The sequence below is a fragment of the Streptomyces sp. R35 genome, assembly GCF_041053035.1.
Lineage (GTDB): Bacteria > Actinomycetota > Actinomycetes > Streptomycetales > Streptomycetaceae > Streptomyces > Streptomyces lutosisoli.
Window position 1 is genome coordinate 2,360,540 of sequence record NZ_CP163440.1, and the last position, 19,294, is coordinate 2,379,833.

General features: G+C 70.9%; 19 protein-coding genes. 11 read left to right on the forward strand and 8 right to left on the reverse strand.

Features of this window, described 5'->3' with window-relative positions:
* Positions 1 to 6 precede the first annotated feature (6 nt).
* Both AB5J50_RS11035 and AB5J50_RS11040 read left to right on the forward strand, forming a co-directional pair.
* Entirely contained in the window at positions 7 to 1,032 is a 1,026-nt protein-coding gene (locus AB5J50_RS11035) for an L-idonate 5-dehydrogenase (protein ID WP_369257100.1), read from the forward strand.
* Between the two features lie 148 nt (positions 1,033 to 1,180).
* Positions 1,181 to 1,363, forward strand: coding sequence for a hypothetical protein (locus AB5J50_RS11040; RefSeq protein WP_369257102.1), 183 nt, complete (start codon positions 1,181 to 1,183; stop codon positions 1,361 to 1,363).
* 17 nt (positions 1,364 to 1,380) lie between these two features.
* Here AB5J50_RS11040 and AB5J50_RS11045 read toward each other — a convergent pair whose 3' ends face one another.
* From AB5J50_RS11045 to AB5J50_RS11065, 5 genes are all read right to left on the reverse strand, one after another.
* Positions 1,381 to 2,016, reverse strand: coding sequence for a cytochrome b/b6 domain-containing protein (locus AB5J50_RS11045; protein WP_369257104.1), 636 nt, complete (start codon positions 2,014 to 2,016; stop codon positions 1,381 to 1,383).
* Positions 2,000 to 2,689, reverse strand: coding sequence for a molybdopterin-dependent oxidoreductase (locus tag AB5J50_RS11050; protein ID WP_369265367.1), 690 nt, complete (start codon positions 2,687 to 2,689; stop codon positions 2,000 to 2,002). Before AB5J50_RS11050 ends, AB5J50_RS11045 begins: the two co-directional genes overlap by 17 nt.
* A 246-nt stretch (positions 2,690 to 2,935) precedes the next feature.
* Positions 2,936 to 4,513, reverse strand: a complete 1,578-nt coding sequence (locus tag AB5J50_RS11055) for an APC family permease (RefSeq protein ID WP_369257106.1) — start codon at positions 4,511 to 4,513, stop codon at positions 2,936 to 2,938.
* A 148-nt stretch (positions 4,514 to 4,661) separates the two neighbouring features.
* Complete coding sequence (locus tag AB5J50_RS11060; RefSeq protein WP_369257108.1) at positions 4,662 to 5,612, reverse strand: hypothetical protein; 951 nt, start codon at positions 5,610 to 5,612, stop codon at positions 4,662 to 4,664.
* A 170-nt stretch (positions 5,613 to 5,782) separates the two neighbouring features.
* Positions 5,783 to 7,438 (reverse strand): FAD-binding dehydrogenase, encoded by a 1,656-nt coding sequence (locus AB5J50_RS11065; protein WP_327427530.1) that lies wholly within the window; start codon positions 7,436 to 7,438, stop codon positions 5,783 to 5,785.
* A gap of 335 nt (positions 7,439 to 7,773) precedes the next feature.
* On the opposite strand from AB5J50_RS11065, the gene AB5J50_RS11070 reads away from it, so the two are divergent.
* From AB5J50_RS11070 to AB5J50_RS11100, 7 genes are all read left to right on the forward strand, one after another.
* Positions 7,774 to 8,667 (forward strand): DMT family transporter, encoded by an 894-nt coding sequence (locus AB5J50_RS11070; protein WP_369257111.1) that lies wholly within the window; start codon positions 7,774 to 7,776, stop codon positions 8,665 to 8,667.
* 72 nt (positions 8,668 to 8,739) lie between these two features.
* Complete coding sequence (locus AB5J50_RS11075; RefSeq protein WP_369257113.1) at positions 8,740 to 9,255, forward strand: NUDIX hydrolase; 516 nt, start codon at positions 8,740 to 8,742, stop codon at positions 9,253 to 9,255.
* 265 nt (positions 9,256 to 9,520) lie between these two features.
* Complete coding sequence (locus tag AB5J50_RS11080) at positions 9,521 to 9,913, forward strand: DUF202 domain-containing protein (protein WP_327427533.1); 393 nt, start codon at positions 9,521 to 9,523, stop codon at positions 9,911 to 9,913.
* Positions 9,910 to 10,248: a DUF202 domain-containing protein gene (locus tag AB5J50_RS11085; RefSeq protein ID WP_327427534.1), complete on the forward strand. Its 339-nt coding sequence runs from the start codon at positions 9,910 to 9,912 to the stop codon at positions 10,246 to 10,248. Before AB5J50_RS11080 ends, AB5J50_RS11085 begins: the two co-directional genes overlap by 4 nt.
* Positions 10,249 to 10,382: 134 nt before the next feature.
* Positions 10,383 to 10,679, forward strand: coding sequence for a hypothetical protein (locus AB5J50_RS11090; RefSeq protein WP_369257115.1), 297 nt, complete (start codon positions 10,383 to 10,385; stop codon positions 10,677 to 10,679).
* 145 nt (positions 10,680 to 10,824) lie between these two features.
* Positions 10,825 to 11,847, forward strand: a complete 1,023-nt coding sequence (locus AB5J50_RS11095) for a phosphotransferase family protein (RefSeq protein WP_369257117.1) — start codon at positions 10,825 to 10,827, stop codon at positions 11,845 to 11,847.
* A 6-nt stretch (positions 11,848 to 11,853) separates the two neighbouring features.
* Positions 11,854 to 13,077 carry an acyl-CoA dehydrogenase family protein gene (locus AB5J50_RS11100; RefSeq protein ID WP_327427537.1) on the forward strand — a complete coding sequence of 408 codons (1,224 nt, stop codon included), beginning with the start codon at positions 11,854 to 11,856 and terminating at the stop codon, positions 13,075 to 13,077.
* A 205-nt stretch (positions 13,078 to 13,282) separates the two neighbouring features.
* On the opposite strand, the gene AB5J50_RS11105 is transcribed toward AB5J50_RS11100, so the two are convergent.
* The 3 genes from AB5J50_RS11105 to AB5J50_RS11115 are packed head-to-tail and all read right to left on the reverse strand — an operon-like array spanning position 13,283 to position 16,353.
* On the reverse strand, positions 13,283 to 13,876 hold the full coding sequence (locus AB5J50_RS11105; protein WP_327427538.1) for a TetR/AcrR family transcriptional regulator: 594 nt from the start codon (positions 13,874 to 13,876) through the stop codon (positions 13,283 to 13,285).
* A 54-nt stretch (positions 13,877 to 13,930) separates the two neighbouring features.
* On the reverse strand, positions 13,931 to 15,592 hold the full coding sequence (locus tag AB5J50_RS11110) for a class I adenylate-forming enzyme family protein (RefSeq protein WP_369257119.1): 1,662 nt from the start codon (positions 15,590 to 15,592) through the stop codon (positions 13,931 to 13,933).
* A complete protein-coding gene (locus AB5J50_RS11115) occupies positions 15,589 to 16,353 on the reverse strand; it encodes an SDR family oxidoreductase (RefSeq protein ID WP_369257121.1) in 765 nt (254 codons plus the stop codon). Before AB5J50_RS11115 ends, AB5J50_RS11110 begins: the two co-directional genes overlap by 4 nt.
* 221 nt (positions 16,354 to 16,574) lie before the next feature.
* Here AB5J50_RS11115 and AB5J50_RS11120 point away from each other — a divergent pair, with 221 nt between their 5' ends.
* A complete protein-coding gene (locus AB5J50_RS11120; RefSeq protein ID WP_369257123.1) occupies positions 16,575 to 17,813 on the forward strand; it encodes an exo-beta-N-acetylmuramidase NamZ domain-containing protein in 1,239 nt (412 codons plus the stop codon).
* A 118-nt stretch (positions 17,814 to 17,931) separates the two neighbouring features.
* Positions 17,932 to 19,254: a serine-threonine protein kinase gene (locus AB5J50_RS11125; RefSeq protein WP_369257125.1), complete on the forward strand. Its 1,323-nt coding sequence runs from the start codon at positions 17,932 to 17,934 to the stop codon at positions 19,252 to 19,254.
* Positions 19,255 to 19,294: the final 40 nt, after the last annotated feature.

Here is a 19,294-nt window from a genome sequence, read left to right on the forward strand (position 1 = left end):
ACTGTGATGCTGGGTTGTGTGATCCACGGTCAGGGTGACCTGCGTGTGGACGAGTTGCCGGTCCCCGAGCCGGGCCCGGGCCAGGCGCTGGTGGCCGTCCGCTACGGCGGGGTCTGCGGGTCCGACCTGCACTACTGGCGGCACGGCGGGGTCGGCGACTTCCGACTCGCGGAGCCGATGGTGCTCGGGCACGAGGTGGTCGGGACGGTCGTCTCGTACGGTGACGGGGCCTCAGGTCCGATGGCGGGTACGGCTGTTGCGGTGCATCCGGCGACCCCGTGCGGGGTGTGTCCGGAGTGCGCGGACGGCCGGCGGAACGTCTGCCGGGACACGCGCTACCTCGGCAGCGCGGCCCGCACACCGCACGTACAGGGCGGATTCGCGGCCCAAGTGGCCGTACCCGCCGAACAGTTGAGGCCGCTCCCGCCCGGCCTCGAACTGCGCCGGGCGGCCCTCGCCGAGCCGCTGTCCGTCGCACTGCACGCGGTACGGCGGGCGGGGACCGTGGCAGGCCGGCACGTGCTGGTGACGGGGGCCGGGCCCATCGGCTGCCTCGTGGTGGCCGCCGCGAAGGCCGCGGGCGCCGCACGGATCACGGTCACGGATCTGCTGCCGCAGGCACTGGCGTACGCCGTGTCGGCCGGCGCGGACGCCGTCGTACGGGCCGACGATCCCGCCGATCCCTCCTGGCCCTCCGAGGTCGACGTCGCCATCGAGGCGTCCGGTGTCGCCGCGGGCCTCGACAGCTGCCTCCGCCTCGTGCGGCGCGGCGGGGTCGTCGTCCAGCTCGGCATGCTGCCGCCCGGGCAGAGCCCCTTCGCGGGGAACCTGGTGGTGAGCCGGGAGATCGAGCTGCGCGGCGCCTTCCGCTTCGACACGGAGTTCGACGACGCGCTGGCCCTGCTCGCGGTCGAGTCCTCGTTCGACGACCTCGTCAGCGCCGTGGTGCCCGTCCAGGACGCCGAGTCGGCCTTCGCGCTCGCCGCCGACCGGAACAAGTCCTGCAAGGTGCTGCTCGATTTCGCCCCCTGAGCACCTCCTTGCACCTGCTGTCGCAGCCTGGGCGAATCCGCTTCCCGCGCGGCACGAGCAGTCCCGTTCATGAGGACACCCTCTGGTGGCCGCGCGCGGCCACCGACTCGCACCGGCACGTCCCCGGGGCGATCTCAACGGGGGCGTCATGGCGTTCTCGCTCGGGGTGCGCGTCGCGGGGCTGTTCGTCGCCGGGGCACTGGCCCTCACGACGTCGGCCGCGTGCGGGGGTGGCGGCGGTGGAGAGGGCGATCCGGGGCTGCGTGTCGAGTACGTCAGCGGGCTCACGTATCGCGCGAAGGAGTGCCAGGAGGCACTGTCCAAGCCCTGACCGGCGGGCGACCGGACTCAGGGCCGCCAGAGCGGATGCTCGCTCTCCGCCCACTCCTGGCTCACCGACCCCGTCCGCAGTCCCTCGCGGGCCTCCGGGTCGCCCAGCGCCATGCCGATGTGGCCCGCGAGGACGATGCCGATCGTCAGGGCCAGCCAGTCGTGGACGAAGGTCGCCGAGGTGCGCCACATCAGCGGGGTGAGATGGGTGAACCACATCAGCAGGCCCGTGCCGAGCATCACCAGCGTGGCACCGGCGATCCAGGCCGCGTAGATCTTCTGTCCGGCGTTGAACTTGCCCGCGGGGCGGGACTTCGGACGCTTGTCGCGCCGCAGCGCCGCGCGCAGCCACACCCGGTCGTGCGGCCCGAAGCGGTTCAGGAAGCCCAGGTCGGAGCGGAAGGCGCGGGAGGCCAGGCCCGCGAGGACCGGCAGTGGGAGCATCACGCCCGCCACTTCATGGATCCTGACCACGAGCTCACGGCGGCCGACGAGTTCGGCGAACTGGGGGATGTACAGGCAGGCCGCGGTCGCCACGCACACGCCCATCAGCAGGGCGGTCACGCGGTGCACCCAGCGCTCGGCGTGGCTGAAGCGGCGTACGCGGGAGGAGTGCGGGGACACCGCGGGGGTGTCGTCAACTCGTGGGTGCATCGTCGCGTCCGTTCGAGCGGCCGACCCACGCGTCCACGTCGTAGCCCCGGTTCTCCCAGTACCCGGGACGGACGTCCTCGGTGACGGTGATGCCGGAGAGCCACTTGGCGGACTTGTAGAAATACATGGGGGCTACGTAGAGGCGGACGGGGCCGCCGTGGTTGTGGCCGAGGGGCTTGTCCTGCATGCGCAGGGCGACCAGGACGTCGGCACGACGCGCCTGCTTCAGCGTGAGGCTCTCCGTGTACGTCCCGTCGAAGCAGTTGAACCGGATCGCCCCGGCCGAGGACCGCACTCCGGCGGCGTCGAGCAGATGGGACAGGCGTACGCCCTCGAAGGGGGTGCCCGGCACCCGCCAGCCGGTCACGCACTGGACGTCGTGGACGAGGCGGGTCTGGGGCAGGGCGCGCAGCTCGGCCAGGGTGTAGGTCTTGGGGTGGTCGACCAGGCCGTCGATGGTGAGACGGTAGTCCGCCTCGCTCTTGTGCGGAACGGACGCCGCCACCGAGTAGTAGCGGAAGCCTCCGCCGTTGGGCAGCAGGCCGGTCAGGCCGGTGGGGTCCTTCTCGGAGGCGCCGGCGAGGAAGGATTCGAGGCCGCGCTGGAGCGTGGGCGCGGCGAACACGCCGAGCGCGCCGAGTCCGAGCGTGCCGAGCAGCACCCGGCGGCCGATCGGCGCACCGCGCTCCTGCGGACGCTCCCGCTCCGGCTGTTCCGGGCCTTCCGGGTCCCGCTCGCCCGGTCGCTCCGGGCCCCGCTCGGCGGACCGGCCGGGTCCGCGCTCTTCGGGCTGTTCAGGGTTCACTCAATGATTCGAACACCCGCCACCCCCGTGAGGCCAGCGGCGGCGGGTATCCGTCAGATTTCCGTCATCACTTCTTACTCGATGTTGAGGAACGCATGCTCCAAGTCGGCCGCCTCAGGACACGGACTCGGCCGCCTTGTCCAGCTGGAACGCCTCGTTGCCGAGCCCGATCCGGGCATGCGCCTCGGGCTTGCGGGAGCGCAGCACCAGGCCCTGGACCACGCCGATGACCAGCGCGGCCCCGATGATGGCGGGCAGCCCCCAGCTCAGCGAGGAGTCCGGTCCCGCTCCGACCAGGACGTCGAAGTCCTTGACCGTGTAGACCGCGATGACGAGCAGGGCGATGCCCGCGACCGCGGAGGTGGCGAGGCGCCAGGCCTGGGCCCGCGCGGCGCCGCGGCGGGCGAAGAAGACGATGACGGAGAGCGAGGCGGCCGCCATCAGCAGGATGACGCCGAGCGCGCCGATGTTGCCGCCCCAGGTGAACAGGTGCAGCACGGGTGCGGTCGGGTCGCCGGTCGGCTTGTCGTCGGCGATCGCGAAGCCGATCACGCACACCAGGGACACGCCGGTCTGCAGCAGCGAGCCGGTGCCGGGGGCGCCGCTCGCGCCGGTCGTACGCCCGAACGCCTGCGGCAGCAGCCCCTCGCGGCCCATGGCGAAGGCGTACCGCGCGACGACGTTGTGGAAGCTGAGCATCGCCGCGAACATGCCGGTCACGAACAGGATGTGCAGGACGTCCGTGAAAGTGCCGCCGAGTCGCGACTCGGTGAGGAAGAAGAGCAGGCCCGCGCTCTGTTTCTGCGAGGCGCCGACGATGCCCGAGGGCCCGGTGGCCACGGTGAGCGCCCAGCAGCTGAGCGCGAAGAAGACGGCGACACCGGCGACGGCGAGGAACATCACGCGCGGCACCAGGATGTGCGGCCGGCTGGTCTCCTCGGCGTAGACGGGCGCCTGCTCGAAGCCGAGGAAGGCCGCGATGCAGAAGCACAGCGCGGTGCCGACCCCCGCGCCGCTGAGGGTGTCCGGGTTGAAGGCGTGCAGCGACAGGCCCTCCTTGGCCGGGTCGGCGACGGCGGCGATGTCGAAGATGACGACGAGGGCCACCTCGATGACCAGCAGCACGCCCAGCACGCGCGCGTTGACGTCGATCTTCAGCCAGCCGAGCGCGCCGACGAACAGCACGGCCGCCAACGCCGGTATCCACCAGGCGACTTGGAGGTCGAGGTAGGTGGAGGACAGCCCGGACACCTCGAAGCCGAAGATGCCGTAGATGCCGACCTGGAGGGCGTTGTACGCGACCAGCGCGACCAGTGCCGCGCCGGCGCCCGCGGTGCCGCCGAGGCCGCGCGAGATGTACGCGTAGAAGGCGCCCGCGTTGTGGACGTGCCGGCTCATCTCGGCGTACCCCACACTGAAGAGCACGAGGACGACGCCGAGGACGACGAAGAGCAGTGGCTGCCCGACGATGCCCATCACCGCGAATGTGGTGGGCATGACACCCGCGACCACCATGAGGGGGGCGGTCGCCGCGAGGACGGACAGCAGCAGGCCCCCCGTGCCCAGCCGGTCGGCACGCAGGGCACGCTCCTGCCCCTTGAAGGTGCTGATGCCGCCGCCGTCGGCGACGGCGGGTCTGCCCGTGTTCGACGTACCTGATGTGCTCGATGTGCTCGAACTGCCCGTCGTCATCGCGGGGTTGTCCTTTCGGATGTTCGGATTCCGGGTGGTCGCGGGTGGAGCGGGTGGAGCGGATGGAACTAGGTGGAGCGGGTGGAAGCAGGTGGAAGCGGATGGTTGTCGTGGCTGGTCGTCGCGGCTGGTCGTCGCGCCTGGTCGTTCACACCGCGCCGAGCGCGCTGTCGCGCGCGGCACGGAAGGCTTTGTACGGGTCGCGGTCCGGGTACGACCACGGCGCCGGGGTGGCGTGCTCTCCGATGCGATGGAACAGGGCGGCGGCCTCGGCGCCCCGCCCCTCGCAGAACTTGGCGTGGGCGAGGAAGTTGAGGTCGACGAGGCGGCGCGCGTGATCGTCGCGCTCCCACTCCAGCCACCAGTCGAAGGCGGCCTTCATCACCTGGCGGGCCCGGCGCCCCACCCAGTGCCCGGAGGCAACCGGATCGGCGGGCTCACTGCCGGCGGTGGCGAGGACGCGGTAGCGCTCGGCGTGCGCGACGACCGGGAGGATCGCGAGCGGTGAGTCGGCGGGGGCCTGTTCGGCGGCCCAGTTGGCGAAGTCGTACACCTCGTGCAGCGGATCCTGGCCCGCTTCGGCGCGCCGCTCGGCGAGCCGGGCGACCATCAGATGGTGGGCGTGGTGGTGATCGGCGTAGCGGTGGCGCACCTCGTCGAAGAGCTGGACCACGTCGTCCTCGACGCCGAGGGCACGCTCCAGGATGAGCAGCCCGAGCCAGGGCGTGGGGTCGGCGGGCGCCAGTGCCGCGGCGGTGTGGCAGGCCTCGCGGGCGCGCTCGGGGCGTTCCTTGCCCTTCAGGGCGCGCTGGACGGTGGCACCGCCGAGGAGTACGGCGGCGTCGGCGGACTCGGGTTCGGCGAGCTGCCAGTCGCGGGCCCAGGCGAGCGCGGCCGGCTCCTGCGCGAGGACGGTGACGCGATGACCGCGCCGGTCCCAGTCGTCGCCGGTCGCGGCCAGCAGCGCGCGGACCGCGGTCCACCGCCCCTGCTTCAACGAGGCGCGCGCGGCGACGAGTTCGGCGTCGTCGAGCGCGGCGTCGAAGGCCTGGACCGCGCGCTTGCGACCGCGGCCGAGGGGAGGCGGGGGTGGTGACACCGCGAGTCGTCCTCACAGGCGCGGTTCGTCAGGGGCCGATCACGCACAGCAAAGCCGCAGCCAAGGGTTCACGTCAAGGGCCGCCTTGGTCACTACACGTGTCAACCACCCTTGTGGGTCGCGGAGTTGATCCCGCGACCCACCGCCCCGTCCCATGGGCTCACCGGGGCTCAGCCCACCGCCTTGGCCGCCGCCCGGCCCGCCGTACGTCCGGAGAACAGGCAGCCGCCGAGGAACGTGCCTTCGAGCGACCGGTAGCCGTGGACTCCGCCGCCGCCGAATCCGGCGGCCTCACCGGCCGCGTACACGCCCTCCAGCGGGTCCCCGCCTTCGGTGAGCACACGTGAGGAGAGGTCGGTCTCCAGGCCGCCGAGCGTCTTGCGGGTGAGGATGTTGAGGCGCACGGCGATCAGCGGGCCCGCCTTGGGGTCGAGGATGCGGTGCGGGGAAGCCGTACGGATCAGCTTGTCGCCGAGGAACCTGCGGGCGCCGTGGATCGCCGTCACCTGAAGGTCCTTGGTGAACGGGTTGGCGATCTCCCGGTCGCGCGAGACGATCACGCGGCGCAGCTCCGCCTCGTCGATGAGCGGCTCCTTGGTGAGCGCGTTCATCCCGCGCACCAGCGCGCCGAGGTCCTTCTCGACGACGAAGTCGACGCCGTTGTCCATGAACGCCTTGACGGGCCCGGGCACATCGGCGCGCGCCCGCCCGAGGACGTCTCTGATGGACTTGCCGGTCAGGTCGGGGTTCTGCTCGGAGCCCGAGAGCGCGAACTCCTTGCCGATGATCTTCTGGTCGAGCACGAACCAGGTGTAGTCGTACCCGGTCTTCATGATGTGTTCGAGCGTGCCGAGGGTGTCGAAGCCGGGGAAGAGCGGTACCGGCAGCCGGTTGCCGCGTGCGTCGAGCCAGAGGGAGGACGGGCCGGGCAGGATGCGGATGCCGTGGTTCTCCCAGATGGGGTTCCAGTTCTGGATGCCCTCGGTGTAGTGCCACATGCGGTCGCGGTTGATGAGGTGGGCGCCCGCCTCCTCGGCGATCCCGAGCAGCTTGCCGTCGACGTGCGCGGGGACGCCGGAGATCATGCGCTCGGGCGGATTGCCCAGCCGCTCGGGCCAGTTGGCGCGGACGAGGTCGTGGTTGCCGCCGATGCCGCCCGACGTGACGATCACCGCCTGGGCCTTGAGCTCGAAGGCGCCGGCGACCGTACGGCTGCTGGCCTGGCCGCGTTCGATGCCGGACGGCTCCAGGATCTCGCCGGTGACGGTGTCGACGGAGCCCGCGCTGCGCGAAAGCCCGGTGACGCGGTGGCGGAACTTCAACTGCACCAGGCCCCGGGCGACTCCGGCCCGCACCCGCCGCTCGAAGGGCGCGACGATACCGGGCCCGGTCCCCCACGTGATGTGGAAGCGCGGCACCGAGTTGCCGTGTCCGTTGGCGTCGTAGCCGCCGCGCTCGGCCCAGCCCACCACCGGGAAGAAGCGGACGCCCTGCCGGTGCAGCCAGGAACGCTTCTCGCCGGCCGCGAAGTCGACGTACGCCTCGGCCCATTGACGCGGCCAGTGGTCCTCGGGCCGGTCGAAGGCGGCCGTGCCCATCCAGTCCTGGAGGGCGAGCGCGTGGCTGTCCTTGATGCGCAGCCGGCGCTGCTCGGGCGAGTCGACGAAGAAGAGCCCGCCGAAGGACCAGTGCGCCTGGCCGCCGATCGACTGCTCCGGCTCCTGGTCGAGGAGGATCACCTTGCGGCCGGCGTCGACGAGCTCCGCGGTCGCCGCGAGCCCCGCCAGGCCCGCTCCGATGACGATCACATCTGCGTCGTAGGCCATGGGCCCTTCCTCTCGCATTCCGACTGGTCGGATCGGCGTCGTCATGAGGGTTGCTCATGAAGTTCCCCATGAGGTCCTCACGGGGATCCTCACGAGGGTCCTCATGAGGTCTTTGTCACGAACCGATCGGCATCGTCGCTGGTTGATGAGACATTGGTGGTGGTTGACCGCGAGGGTCGACCACGCCTTGTTACTGATCGGTCAGATCCTTCGGCAAGAAGAGTGACCGAGTCAACTGTCTGGTTCCGGGGACTCCCGGGGGCAGGCGCTGGTCCATGGCACTACAGTCGGCGGGAACGCAACCGTGGCCCGCCTGACGTCTAGAGGTACTCAGCGTGTCGGTTCTCGTTCTGATCCTTGCCGTGAGCGCGGCCTGCTGTCTGGGCTTCGGCTTCGTGCTCCAGCAGAACGCCGCCTCGCACGCGCCGCTGAGCGACTTCCTCTCCCCCCGTCTGCTGCTCGACCTCATCCGTGTGCCCCGGTGGCTGGGCGGTATCGGGCTGATGGTGTGCGGCATGGTCCTCGGCGCGATCGCCCTGGGCAAGGGCGAAGTCTCCCTGGTGGAACCGCTCCTCGCGACCAATCTGCTCTTCGCGCTCGCGCTCTCCCGCCACCAGACCAAGCAGTCACTGGGCCGGCAGGGCTGGACCGGGCTCGCGCTGCTCGCGGGCGGCGTCTCGGCGTTCATCGTGGCGGGTCAGCCGGAGGGCGGCGACGCCGTCAGCAATCCCCTTCGGCACTGGCTGATCATCGGGATCATGGTGGGCCTCGCACTGCTGCTCACCACGTACGCGAAGCGGTCCCGGCTGAGCGCCGGGCCCGTACTGCTCGCACTGGCCGCGGGGCTGCTGTACGGCGTCCAGGACGCGCTCACCCGCGTCAGCGGGCAGCGGTTCAGCGCCGGCGGCTGGAGCGAGCTGCTCACCGGCTGGCAGCCCTACGGAGTGCTGGCGCTCGGCGTGACGGGCCTGGTCCTGGTACAGAGCGCCTTCGAGACCGCACCCCTGCGGATGTCCCTGCCCGCACTCACCGCGGCCCAGCCGCTGGCCGGGATCGTCTGCGGGGTGGGCTTCCTCGGGGACCAGCTCCGTACGGACGCGGGGGCGCTCGCCTGGCAGGCCGCGGGGCTCGCGGCCGTCGTGGTGGGCATCGTGCTGCTGGGGCTGCATCCGGCGATGCCGGCGGGGACCGTGGCGGCGGAGCGGTCGCGGGATCTTCAGTCGCATTGAGGGATACGGCGGTCCGGGCGCCGGAGGCGCCGCTTCGGCTCTCGCCGGGCTCGGGGCTGCTTGGATGAGGCCATGAGTGCCGCCGACGAGATCCTCGACATCGTGGACGAGAACGACGAAGTCATCGGGCAGTCCGCGCGCGGGGAGGCGTATGCGCACGGTCTGCGCCACCGGTGCGTGTTCATCCAGGCCCGGAACGCCGAGGGCCGCCTCTTCATCCACCGCCGCACCCCCACCAAGCTGGTCTTTCCCTCCCTCTACGACATGTTCGTCGGCGGGGTCGTCGGCGCGGGCGAGTCCTACGACGACGCGGCGCTGCGCGAGGCCGAGGAGGAACTCGGTGTCTCCGGCCTCCCCCGGCCCGTCCCCCTCTTCAAGTTCCTGTACGACAACGGTGCCGGTCAGACCTGGTGGTCGGCGGTGTACGAGGTCCACTGCGACCTTCCGGTGAACCCTCAGGTGGAGGAGGTCGCCTGGCACGACTTCCTCTCCGAGGAGGAGGTGGAGGCCCACCTGACGGACTGGACGTGGGTGCCGGACGGTTTGGCGGCATATGAGCGCCTGCGGGACTACCGCGCGCTGGACTGAACGCGGGGACGATCGCCCCCGCCGCCCCTACCCGTCCCATCCCTGGGGGCTGCGCCCCCAGACCCCCCTAAAAGATTGCGCAGTTCCCCGCGCCCCTGAAAAACGGGGGGCGGGCGCGGGATGGCGGGGCGCAGCCCCGCTTTTCAGGGGCGCGGGGAACTGCGCGACCAGCCCCCACCAACCCGCACCCGAAACACAACCGATGGGACGGGTACGGGGCGGCGGGGGCGAAACCCGCTCGGTCCCAGCCCGGTAGGGTCACCGCGTGATCGAACTCGTGCGGAATGTCCGGCTGTGGTTCGCGCCCCAGGAGATCCGGGAGGAGGGCAGGACGCCCGACTACCGGTTCTCGCTGGCGAACGAGCGGACCTTCCTGGCATGGCTCCGCACCGCCCTCGCCCTCATCGGCGGCGGCTTCGCCGTGGACCAGTTCCTCCCAGACCTCCGATGGGCCTGGCGAGCAGGCCTCGCCCTGGCCCTGCTCGCCGCGGGCGTGCTCTGCTCGCTCCGCGCCGTCAACCACTGGATCGCCTGCGAACGGGCGATGCGACGAGGCGAGGACCTGCCGGTGTCACGCTTCCCGGCGCTGCTGAGCATCGCCGTCGCGATCGTCGCCCTCGCGATGGTCGTCGTCGTACTCGCAGGCTGGGCAGGATGACCACGCCCACCCCGGAAGGCCAGGAAGAACGGGACCCGGGCCTCCAGCCGGAACGCACCCGGCTCGCATGGCGCCGCACGACCCTCTCCAGCACCGTCGTCGCCGTACTCGCCATGAAGACCGCCCTGCACGGCGGCCGCTCGGTGGCCGGGGTCGTGGCCTGCGCCGTGTGCTGCGCACTCTGGCTGGGCTTCCTGGCCGTCGCCCACCGCCGTATCCGGGTGCTCGCGACGTCCGGCCCGGGCGGCCCACCGGCACTCACACCCCGGCATGCGACGGCGGCGACCCTGTGCACGGTGGCACTGGCGGTGTGCGCCGCGGCGCTGGTGTTCTGAGGTCCTGGGGCAGCCGCCGGCACGGGAGGGTACTCGGGCGGCACACGAACCGGAATGACCCTTATGCCGGAATTGCGGCACTTTGTGGCGCTAGCCTGAGCCGTCACTCCACGCCACTTCCGAAGGTGAGCACCATGACCGCCCTTCATCAGGAGCACCCCACCCACGAGCACACCCATGGCCCGGGCTGCGGTCACGCCGAGGTGCGGCACGGGGACCATGTCGACTACGCGCACGACGGCCACCTGCACCGCGAGCACTCGGGGCACTGGGACGAGTGCGAGCCGAGCGGTCACACCGCGCACGACGGGCACGGCCACCAGCACGGCCAGGACTGCGGGCACAGCGCCGTCGAGCACGGCGACCACCTCGACTATCTGCACGACGGCCACCGGCACGCCCAGCACGACGGTCACTGGGACGACCACTAGGCAGCCGCCCGCGGCCACACGGCGTCTCCCCCGGTTCTCGGCGTTCACGGGGGAGACGCCGATCACGTTTCGCGCACGCGCTGGACGACATACCGACTGGTCGGCATCATGGTCACGTCCCGTTTCCGCGTGTGTAGGAGCAATGATGAGCCCAGACCACCCGCCAGGTCTCGATCTCGACCAGTTGCGCGGCCTGCTCGACCGTGAGCGGCCCGGACTGGTGAACGGCCCCCTGACCGGCCGGCTGATCGAAGGCGGACGGTCGAACCTCACGTACGCGCTCACGGACGGCACCACGAAGTGGGTCGTACGGCGGCCTCCGCTGGGCCATGTGCTGGCCACCGCGCACGACATGAAGCGCGAGCACCGGGTGATCAGCGCGCTGCACCCGACCGCCGTGCCGGTTCCCCGGCCGCTGCTGCTCTGCGAGGACGACGCGGTGCTCGGCGCGCCGTTCTACGTCATGGAGTTCGTGGAGGGCACCCCGTACCGCACCGCCGAGCAGCTCGCCCCGCTCGGCCCGGAGCGCACCCGCGACGCGGTGCTCGGCCTTGTGGACACGCTGGTCGAGCTGCACTCTGTGGATCCCGCCGAGGTGGGCCTCGCGGACTTCGGCCGGCCCGAGGGCTTCCTCGACCGGCAACTGCGCCGCTGGGGCAAGCAGTTGGACGCGTCCAGGAATCGTGAGCTGGCCGGGATCGACGAGCTGCACGCGGCGCTGGGACGCGAACTGCCGCACTCCCCCGCGCCCGCCGTCGTGCACGGCGACTACCGGCTCGACAACGTGCTGATCGGCGAGGACGACCGGATCAAGGCGATCCTGGACTGGGAGATGTCCACGCTCGGCGATCCGCTCACCGACCTCGGGCTGCTGGTGATGTACAGCGCGCCGCTGGACCTCCCCGACTCCCCCATCAGCACGACCGCTTCGGCCGCCGGGCACCCGGACCCGGCCGAGATCGTCGAGCGGTACGCCGCGCGCTCGGGGCGCGACGTGTCCGCCGTCTCCTGGTACACGGCGTTCGCCTGGTTCAAGCTCGCCGTGATCCTGGAGGGCATCCACTACCGCTACACGCTGGGCCAGACGGTCGGCGCGGGCTTCGACCGCATCGGCGAGCTGGTCCCCTTCTTCATCGAGCACGGCCTGACCACCCTTCAGGAAGGCTGATCCGCCATGGACTTCGCATTCGACGCGCGCACCGAAGAGCTGCGCCAGAAGCTGCTCGCCTTCATGGACGAGTACGTCTATCCGGCGGAGGCCGTCGCGGAGGAGCAGCGCGCCCGGCTTGCCTCCCCGTGGGACACCCCCGCCGTCGTCGGGGAGTTGAAGGCCGAGGCCCGCAGGCAGGGCCTGTGGAACCTCTTCCTCCCCGACTCCGAGTACGGCGCCGGGCTGACCAACCTCCAGTACGCCCCGCTCGCCGAAATCACCGGCCGCAGCCCGCACTTGGCGCCCACCGCGCTGAACTGCGCCGCGCCGGACACGGGCAACATGGAGGTGCTCACGCAGTTCGGCGACGAGCGGCAGAAGAAGCAGTGGCTGGAGCCGCTGCTCGCCGGTGAGATCCGCTCGGCGTTCGCGATGACCGAGCCCGAGGTGGCCTCCTCCGACGCCACGAACATCACCACGCGCATCGAGCGAGCCTCCGATGGCACGGACGAGTACGTCATCACCGGCCGCAAGTGGTACATCTCCGGGGCGATGAACCCCGACTGCAAGATCTTCATCGTGATGGGCAAGACGGACCCGGACGGCGCCGACATCCGCCGCCAGCAGTCGATGGTCCTGGTCCCCCGCGACACCCCTGGAGTCGAAGTCCGGCGCGCCATGCAGGTGTACGGCTACGAGGACCACTCCCACGGCGGGCACGCGGAGGTCGTCTTCGACCACGCGCGCGTGCCGGTGTCGAACCTGGTCGGCGAGGAGGGCGGCGGCTTCGCCATCGCCCAGGCGCGGCTCGGGCCGGGCCGTATCCACCACTGCATGCGGCTGATCGGCATGGCCGAGCGGGCGATCGAGCTGATGTGCCGCCGGGCCGTGTCCCGCACGGCGTTCGGCAAGCCGCTGGCCCAGCAGGGCGTCGTCCAGAACTGGATCGCCGACGCGCGCGTCGCCGTCGAGCAGTTGCGTCTCCTGGTCCTCAAGACGGCCTGGATGATGGACACGGTCGGCAACAAGGGTGCCCACACCGAGATCCAGGCCATCAAGATCGCCACCCCGCGCACGGTCGTCGACATCCTCGACAAGGCGGTCCAACTGCACGGCGCGGGCGGCGTCAGCCAGGACTTCCCCCTGGCCGAGCTGTGGGCCAGCGCCCGCACGCTCAAGCTCGCGGACGGCCCGGACGAGGTCCACCAGCGCTCGCTGGCGCGACGGGAGATCAAGAAGTACGTGTAACAGTGCGGGCCGGTGGGGGCCAAGCAGTTCCTCGCCCCCGCCGCCCCTACCCGTCCCATCCCTGGGGGCTGCGCCCCCAGACCCCCGCTAAAAGATTGCGCAGTTCCCCGCGCCCCTAAAAGGGGCGCGGGGAACTGCGCAATCTTTGGGACCAGCCCCCACCCACCCGCAGACGACACACAACCGAACGGGGGCGAGAACCCTCCTACGGACGGAGCGCGCGGAGCAGCAGGTCCGCCAAGTGGTCGGCGACCTGTTGTGGGGTGAGGGGACCGTCGGGGCGGTACCACGTGGACAGGTGGTGCACAGAGCCGAAGTGGTAGTCGACGACCAGGTCGGCCGGGGTGGCCGTGGAGAAGACGCCCTTCTTCTGGCCCTCCTCCACCAGCGCACGGAACCGCTCGTGGTACCGACGCCGCTCAGCTCGCACCTGCTTGTCCTTCTCGGGACTGAGGTGATGCATCGACCGGAAGAAGATCGAAGCGTCGTCGAGGTTGTCGATCGTCGTGACGACCACGTCGGCCGCGGCACCCCGCAACCGCTCCTCCACAGGCGCATCGGCATCCGCGAACGCATCCAGCCGCTCCTGCTGAATACGCAGCACGCGCGCGTACACCTCATGCAGCAGGTCGTCCTTGGAGCCGAAGTAGTGGTACAGCGCCCCCTTGGTGACGCCGGCCGCCTCGACGATCTCCTGCACGGAGGTGCGGTCGTAGCCCTGCTCGGCGAAGAGCCGGGTGGCGGCGGCCAAGAGCCGCTGCGGGACGGGCGTACCGTCACCGTCCGTCGTCCTGGGCACTGCCGCCACCTGCCTTCCGAGCGTTCCGGTCAAAAGCTGTCGTCTACTGGTCGTCTACTGAGAGTCGTGGGACCGGGAACGTAGTTCCCGACGGAGGATCTTCCCACTCGCCGTCTTCGGCAAGTCGGGCAGGATCTCCACCTGCCGCGGATATTTGTAGGCGGCCAGTCTCTCCTTGCAGTACGCGGCGAGCGCGTCGGGGTCCTCTTCGGCGCCCGGCCGCAGGCTGATGTACGCCTTGACGGTCTCGCCGCGGTAGCCGTCCGGTATTCCGACGACGGCCGCCTCGCGCACCGCGGGGTGCGTGTAGAGGACGTCCTCGACCTCACGCGGCCACACCTTGAAGCCGGACGCGTTGATCATGTCCTTCTTGCGGTCGACCACGTAGAGCCAGCCTTCGGAGTCCATGAACCCGATGTCACCGGTGCGCAGCTCGCCGTCCGGGAAGGTCTCGGCGGTGGCTTCCGGCCGGCGCCAGTAGCCGGGCACGACCTGCGGCCCGCGGACGAGGATCTCGCCCTGCTCCCCGAACGGCACCTCCTGGCCCTGGTCGTCGACGATGCGTACGACCGTGTCGGGGCCCGGCACGCCGACGGCCAGCGTCCCCGAGACCGGGTCGACGGGAGCCTCCCGGCCCGGCGGTACGGAGGCGCAGGGCGCGGAGCACTCGGTGAGCCCATAGCCGTTGCGGACGTACGGCCCGAAGCCGGCCCGGAACTTCTCGACGAGGGCGGGCGGCAGCGGGGCGCCGCCGGAGGAGATGTTCACGAAGGAGGAGAAGTGGTCCGGCGTGACGGCCGGGTGCGCGGCCAGCGCCATGAAGGCGGTCGACGGGCCGACCGTGTAGAGGGGCTTGTGCTCGGCGAACGCGTCGAGGACGACCCCCGCCTCGAAGCGGTACGCGAGGACCAGCGTGCCCCCGCTGTTGAGGCAGGCGGCGAGCTGGCAGACCATCCCGGTGATGTGGAACAGCGGCGCCATCGCGAAGTAGACGGGCGCCTCGGGCAGCGCCAGGCCCGTCCGCTGCCGCTCGGCGTTGTACATGATGTTGCCGTGCGTGTTGGTGGCCCCCTTGGGGGTGCCGCTCGTGCCCGAGGTGTAGCTGATCAGCGCGATGTCGGACGGGCCGAGGTCACGCCCCTCGGGGGCCTTGTGGCCCGCGTGGGCGACGGCGACGAGGTCGTCGGCACCCTCGGCGACCGACAGCCGCTCGAAGGCCAGCACGCGCGCGTCGTTGCGCGTTTGGAGATCCAACTCGCATGCCGTCAGCACGATGCGTACGGGCGAGTCGGCGGCCGTCTCACGCAGATACGACTCCCACGCGCGGTCCGAGCACACCAGGGCGCTCACTTCCGCGTCGTGCAGTACGTGGCCCACCTCGCCCGACTTGTACATCGGGTTGACCGGCACGACGGTCGCGCCCGCCTTCCAGGCGCCGAGCAGGGCGAGCACGAAGTGCGGGGAGTTCTGCAGCAGGATCGCGACCCTGTCGCCGCGCTCCAGGCCCCCGGCGGCGAGGTGCCCGGCGACGGAGTCGCTCAGCTCGTCCACCTCGCGGTAGCTCAGCCGCCCGTCGAAGTAGGCGAGCGCGATGCGGTCCGGGGTGTCCGCCACGGCCTCGCGGAGGGCGTGCACCAAGGTGTCGGCGGGGCTCACCGGGCCGCGCTGGGCGTCGTTGAGCAGGGCCACCCACGGCCGGTCGGCGTAGGTGGTCACTGGCCCGCCTCCCACTTCTGCTGGATGTGGTTCATGTTCGTCAGCCAGCGGTCGGGCTCCGCGGCCCGCACCTGGTAGTACCCGGCGACCTCGGGGTGCGGCAGGATCAGGAACCGGTCCTCCTCGATCCCCTTGAAGAGCGCGTCGGCGACGGCCTCGGGCTCGATGGCGGTCGGCTGGAGCACCAGGTCACCCGCGCTGCCGGTGGCGTCGAGCATGTCGGTGCGCACGCCCTGCGGACAGATCGCGTGAACCTTGATCCCGCGGTGGCGGTAGGTCAGCGACAGCCACTCGGCGAAGGCGTACGCGCCGTGCTTGGTGACGCTGTAGGGCGCGGCACCGATCATGGTGAGCAGTCCCGCGGCCGAGACGGTGGAGACGAAACGGCCGCTGCCGCGCTCCAGCCAGGCCGGGAGCAGCTCCTGGGCTGCCCGGACGTGCGCCATCACGTTCACGTCCCAGGCGAGCGCCCAGACCTTCTCGTCGGCCGCCTCCGAGCCGCCCGAGGCGAGGCCCGCGTTGGCGCAGTAGACGTCGACCGTGCCACCGAGGGCGTCCCGGGCGTCGGCCACGATCGCGGACGCGTCGCCGGGGACCGCGATGCCGCCGATCTCGTCGGCCACGGCCTGCGCCTTGGCGGCGTCCAGGTCGTTGACGACGACCCTGGCCCCCTCGGCAGCAAATCGACGGGCCAGCGCGGCCCCGATGCCGCCTCCCGCTCCGGTGACGACCACTCCGGCATCCTGCACGGCTTCCACCATCGGTCTCCTTCGACACGACGCGACGCAACTCGGCTCTGCCACGACTCTACTGCGCAGCCAGACTAACCAGTCGGTATGTTGCAAGGGAAGGGTCAGCCGCGCCCCTGAAAGGGGCGCGGGGAACTGCGCGACAAGCCACGAACAACCGGCAGCTTACGAACCACCGGCGGAAGCGCTTAGCGTGCCCTGTGCCAACCTTCCGAGATCACGGAGGTCAGACAATGCGCTTGTCCAGACGGTCCCTGCTCGCAGCCGGCGCCACCGCAGCGACCCTCGCACCGATCCCGGCCGGAGCAACCGAAGAACGCGGCAACAAGCTACGCACCGGCTTCGAACGGCTGGCCGACACCGGCTACGCCCAGCTCAGCGGCCAGCGCACCGGCATCGTCACCAACCCCACCGGCGTCACCCAGGACGTACGCCACATCGTCGACGTCATGCACGCCGACGACCGCGTGAACCTGACCGCCGTCTTCGGCCCCGAGCACGGCTTCCGCGGCACCGCACAGGCGGGCGGCTCCGAGGGCCGCTACGACGACCCGGCGACCGGGCTCCCCGTCTACGACACGTACCTGAAGAGCGGGCAGCCCCTCGCCGACATCTTCACGGCCTCCGGCGTGGACACCGTCGTCTTCGACATCCAGGACGTGGGCGCCCGCTTCTACACGTACATCTGGACGCTGTACGACTGCATGGAGGCCGCCCGGCTCGCGGGCAAGCACTTCGTGGTGCTCGACCGGCCCAACCCGGTGACCGGGCGGGCGGCCCAAGGGCCCGTCCTGCACAAGGAGTTCGCGACGTTCGTCGGACGTCAGCCCATCGCGCAGGCACACGGGATGACGGTGGCGGAGCTGGCGCGGCTGTTCAACGGGGAGTTCCTGCCCGCGCCGGTGGAGCTGGACACCGTACTGATGTCGGGCTGGAAGCGCTCGGACTTCTACGACGCCTCCGGCCTGCCCTGGGTGCCGCCGAGCCCGAACATGCCGACGGCCGACACCGCCCTGGTGTACTCGGGGACCTGTCTCTTCGAGGGGACGAATCTGTCGGAGGGGCGGGGCACGACCCGCCCGTTCGAGCTGCTGGGCGCGGAGGGCGTCGACGGACGCTGGGCCGCCGAGGCCGGCCGGCTCGGCCTCCCCGGCGTGCACTTCAGGGAGGCGTACTTCGCTCCCACCTTCTCCAAGTTCCAGGGCAAGACCATCGGGGGCGTACAGATCCATGTGCACGACCGGGCCGCGTACGACCCCGTACGCACCGGAATCGCCCTCCTGGTGACCGCCAAGAAGGTCTGGAGCGGCTTCACTTGGCGCTCCGACAACTGGATCGACAAGCTGACCGGCTCTACGAGTGTGCGCACGATGATCGACGCGGGGGCGAGCGCCGACGAGGTGGCGGCGGCCTGGCAGGAGGAGTTGGCGGCGTTCCGGCGCGTGCGCAAGGAGTACCTCATTTACCGATAGGCCCGATACGACATCAGTTCGGGCACCACCGGACTCGACGTGACGTATGGCCAACTTCTCCCACCAGTAGGACGATGCGCCCAGATCGCACCGCCCACGGGGGACGAGGGGGCTTGTCATGGCGGATCCGGCAGTGAGTGTTTCTCCCTACTGGGAGCTCACTTTCGATGCGGACGGGGACGTCGACGGCCGGGAGCGGGACCGGCTGCTCAAGGAGGTGCCGCAGCGCAAGATCCGTGACCTGGTCGTCTTCGCGCACGGCTGGAACAACGACCGCTCGGGCGCCACCCGCCTCTACAGCCACTTCTTCGAACCCGTCCCGGAACTCGCGCCGGCCGCGCGCCTGGGCTACGTGGGAGTGGTGTGGCCCTCGATGCGCTTCTCGGACGAGCCGATCCCCGACTTCCCCCCGTCGGTGGCCGCCGGCGTCGCCACGGTGGCGCGGCCCGTCCTCGACATGAGCAGCCGGCACGCGCTCCTGGAGGTGTTCCCCGGCCGCGCGACGGTGGTCGAGCAGATCGCGCGGCTGCTGGACCAACAGCCGGACGAGGGCGCCTCGTTGGAGGAGTTCGGACGTCTCGTGCGACTGCTCGTCGAGGTCCGGCCGCAGGGGCCGCAGACCGCGTTCGCCGCGGACACACTGGCGGAGGGGGTGCCGGAGAGCGACCCCGAGATGCTCTTCGGGGACACGGCGACGGTCTGCGGCGAGTTCGCGCAGGCGCTGGCCGAGGCCGAGACTCCCGGTGCCGCCTCGTTCGCGCTGCCACGACTGTGGGACGGCGCCCACGAACTGCTGCGCCAGGCCACGTACTACGCGATGAAGCGCCGCGCCGGCACGGTCGGTGAGCGCGGGCTCGGGATCGCGATCGGGCAGCTCGCCAAGGCCGCACCCGAGGTGCGCGTGCACCTCGTCGGACACAGCTTCGGCGGACGTCTGGTCTCCTTCGCGCTGCGCGGACTGCCCAAGGGTGTGCGCTCGGTGAAGTCGGTGACCCTGCTCCAAGGGGCTTTCTCGCACTACGCGTTCGCGGCGCGGCTGCCGCACGACCCCCGGGCGAGTGGCGTGCTGGACGGCCAGCAGAACCGTATCGACGGCCCCCTGGTGTGCTGCTACTCCCACTTCGACTCGGCGCTCGGCACGATCTATCCGCTGGCCTCGCGGATGGCGGGCGACTCCCGGGCGGTCACGACGGACTTCGACATCGGCCGCACGCTGGGCGCCAAATGGGGTGCGATGGGCCACGACGGGGTGCAGGCGGTGGCGGGCACCAAGACGCTCACGCTCGCCGACGCCCTGCACACACAGCTGCCCGCCTCGGGCTGCGTGAACATCGACGCCGCCGCGGTGGTCAACCGCGGCGGGCCCCCGTCCGGGGCCCACAGCGACATCTGCCACCGGGAACTGGCACAGCTGGTGCTGGCGGCGGGCCGTGTGAAGTGACTCGCCGCCGGCACCATTTCCACTGACTTATCGCGATAGT